This is a genomic window from Rhizobacter sp. P1_G5, from assembly GCF_056405435.1.
Window position 1 is genome coordinate 1 of the sequence record NZ_JBFUCB010000641.1, and the last position, 3337, is coordinate 3337.

General features: G+C 70.2%; 3 protein-coding genes. 2 read left to right on the forward strand and 1 reads right to left on the reverse strand.

Annotation, left to right across the window (positions count from 1 at the left end; translation table 11 throughout):
- A partial coding sequence (locus AC1D12_RS28625) for a glutathione synthase (RefSeq protein ID WP_477844496.1) occupies window positions 1-548 on the forward strand: 548 nt, incomplete at its 5' end.
- Window positions 549-593: 45 nt separating this feature from the next.
- Window positions 594-2480, forward strand: coding sequence for an ATP-binding cassette domain-containing protein (locus AC1D12_RS28630; RefSeq protein ID WP_477825364.1), 1887 nt, complete (start codon window positions 594-596; stop codon window positions 2478-2480).
- A gap of 105 nt (window positions 2481-2585) precedes the next feature.
- On the opposite strand, the gene AC1D12_RS28635 is transcribed toward AC1D12_RS28630, so the two are convergent.
- Window positions 2586-3337: hypothetical protein (locus tag AC1D12_RS28635; RefSeq protein ID WP_477844498.1), on the reverse strand; the 752-nt coding region annotated here is incomplete at its 5' end.

The window sequence follows — 3337 nt, forward strand, 5'->3', positions numbered from 1 at the left end:
ACTTCATCGGCCCGACACTCGTCACGCGCGACGAGGCCGAGATCAAGCGCTTCCACGCGGTCCACCACGACATCATCCTGAAACCGCTCGACGGCATGGGCGGCATGGGCATCTTCCGCGTCGGCCCCGACGGGCTGAACCTCGGCAGCATCACCGAGACGCTCAACAAGGGCGGCACGCAGACGGTGATGGTGCAGCGCTACCTGCCCGAGATCGTGAAGGGCGACAAGCGCGTGCTGGTGATCGGCGGCGTGCCGGTGCCGTTCTCGCTGGCGCGCATCCCGCAAGGCAGCGAGATCCGCGGCAACCTCGCCGCCGGCGGCAAGGGCGTCGCACAGCCGCTGTCGGCCCGCGACCGCGAGATCGCCGAGGCGCTCGGCCCGGTGCTCGCCGCGCGCGGGCTGCTGCTCGTCGGGCTCGACATCATCGGCGACAGCCTGACCGAGATCAACGTGACCAGCCCGACCTGCTTCCAGGAAATCACGCAGCAGGCCGGCTTCGACGTGGCAGAGATGTTCATCGACGCGCTGGAGGCCAAGCTCCCCTGAAATCCGGGGCACGGGATAATCGCGGTTTCCTCCGTTGGTTTCCCCATGGCCGTCCTCTCGCTTTCCAATGCCCACCTGGCCTTCGGCCACGTGGCCCTGCTCGACAACGCGGCGTTCTCGCTCGAAACCGGTGAGCGCCTCGGGTTGATCGGCCGCAACGGCGCCGGCAAGTCCTCGATGCTGAAGATCATCGCCGGGCTGGAGAAGCTCGACGACGGCCTGCTGCAGATGACGCAAGGCGTGCGCATCTGCTACGTGCCGCAGGAGCCCGTGTTCGAACCGGGCCACACGGTGTTCGAGGCCGTCAGCGAAGGCGTGGCCGAAGCCCGTGCCGTGCGCCAGGCCTATGAAGAACACGCCGACGGCGTTGACCTCGATGCCTTGCAGACGCGCATCGAGGCGCTCGACGCCTGGAACTGGGAGCAGCGCGTGGACACCACGCTCGCGCAGCTCCACCTCGACGGCTCGCGCGAGATCAGCCAGCTCTCCGGCGGCATGAAGAAGCGCGTCGCGCTGGCGCAAGCGCTGGTCGCGGTGCCCGACGTGCTGCTGCTCGACGAGCCCACCAACCACCTCGACCTCGATTCGATCGCCTGGCTCGAAGAGCTGCTGCGCAGCTTCAAGGGCAGCGTGATGCTGATCACCCACGACCGCGCCTTCCTCGATGGCGTGGCCACCCGCATCGTCGAACTCGATCGCGGCATCATCCGCAGCTACCCCGGCAACTTCACGGCCTACGAGCGCATGAAGGAAGAGCAGCTCGCATCCGATGCGCTTGCCAACGCGCGCGCCGACAAGCTGCTGGCCCAGGAAGAGGTGTGGATCCGCAAGGGCGTCGAAGCCCGCCGCACGCGCAGCGTGGCGCGCATCCAGCGGCTGGAAGTGCTGCGCGACCAGCGCCAGAAGCGCCGCGATTCGCTCGGCCAGGTGCGCCTGGAAGTGGACTCCGGCGCGCCCAGCGGCAAGATCGTCGCCGAGCTGCGCGACGTGAACCTGCGCTTCGGCGAGAAGGTGATCGTGAAGGACTTCACCGCGACCATCCTGCGCGGCGACAAGGTCGGCCTGATCGGGCCGAACGGCGCCGGCAAGACGACGCTGCTGAAGCTGATCCTCGGTGAACTGAAGCCCGACTCCGGCCACGTGCGCCAGGGCAGCAAGCTCGAGGTCGCCTACTTCGACCAGATGCGCAGCACGCTGAAGCTCGACGCGACGCTCGCCGACACCATCAGCCCGGGCAGCGAGTGGGTGGAGTTCAACGGCCAGCGCAAGCACGTGATGAGCTACCTGAACGACTTCCTGTTCTCTCCCGAGCGCGCCAACTCGCCGGTGCGCACGCTGAGCGGCGGCGAGCGCAACCGCGTGCTGCTGGCCCGCCTGTTCGCGCTGCCGGCCAACGTGCTGGTGCTCGACGAACCCACCAACGACCTCGACATCGACACGCTCGAGCTGCTCGAGGAGCTGCTGCAGGGCTACCCGGGCACCGTGTTCCTGGTGAGCCACGACCGGCGCTTCCTCGACAACGTGGTCACCAGCACGATCGCATGGGAAGGCGACGAGAGCCCGGGCTTCTGGCGCGAGTACGAAGGCGGCTATGAGGACTGGAAGCTGCAGCGCGACCGCGCACGGGCGATGCGCGACAAGGCGGCCAGGTCGGCGCCCGCACCGACGCCTGCTGCGCCGCCGCCGCCCGCAGCCGCGCCGGTCGCGAAGAAGGCCAAGCTCAGCTACAAGGAACAGCGCGAACTCGACGGCCTGCCGGCGCGCATCGAGGCGCTGGAGACCGAGCAGAAGACGCTCTCGGCGCTGCTCGCCGGCACCGAGATCTACGCCGGCGACGCGGCGAAGCTCGCGGCCGCGCAGGCGCGCTTCGCGGCCCTCGACGACGAGCTGCTGACGGCGCTGACGCGCTGGGAAGAGCTCGGCGCGCGCTGATCGCTGCGAGGGTGGTGCGCTGGCGCGGGCCGAGCGCCGGGCCGCCCCAAGCCGGCCCGCATCCCCTCGGGGGATCGGTCGATGTACCCGTCGACCGAGGGGTCGTCATCCAGAGCGCCCGAGCGCGCCGAACCAGGATTCGGCGAGCGCGCTGCGGTGCGTGCGGCTGATGATCAGCCCCGACTGCAGGTACAGCGCGTTCAGCAGCCGCGCGGCGCGCGAGGTGTCGAAGCCCGGCCAGTCGGCCATCTCGCGCAGCGACGAGCGGTCGCCCTGCAGCCGCTGCACCGCCGTGCGCACCAGGCCGCCGGCGCGCAGGCCGCCCAGGTTGAAGCCCGGCGCGACGCGGTAGGCCACCGGCCCGGCGATCTCCGGCAGCAGCGCGTTGCGCGAGCCGCGCAGCGCCAGTTCCCACAGCACCGGCCCGAGCGAGTGGTAGTGCTGCTCATCGGCCACCAGCGACAGCTCCGAGTCGCCCGGCGTGCGCAGCACCGCCGGCTCGACGTGCAGCACCCGCAGTTCGGTGGGCCGCTCGCGCAGCAGCGCATCCAGGCTGATCGGGCAGTGCACCAGGCGCTCGCGCGCGAACACGGTCAGCGGCACCACCGCCGGGCCCATCTGCAGGTGGATCACCACCTGCTGCGAATGCCGCACGCAGGCGGCCAGCACGTCCAGCACCTCGGACGCATGGCCGGCCCGCTCGAAACGGCTCAGGTCGGCCAGCAGCGACGGGCTGAGCGTCGCGCCGCGCAGGCTGCTGTCGGCGACTTCGCCGAGCGCACGCGGACCCCCCGGCTCATGCAGGTAGCGCTCGAAGGCGCTGACGCGCATCAGCTCGGGCTCGCCGAAGGGGATGG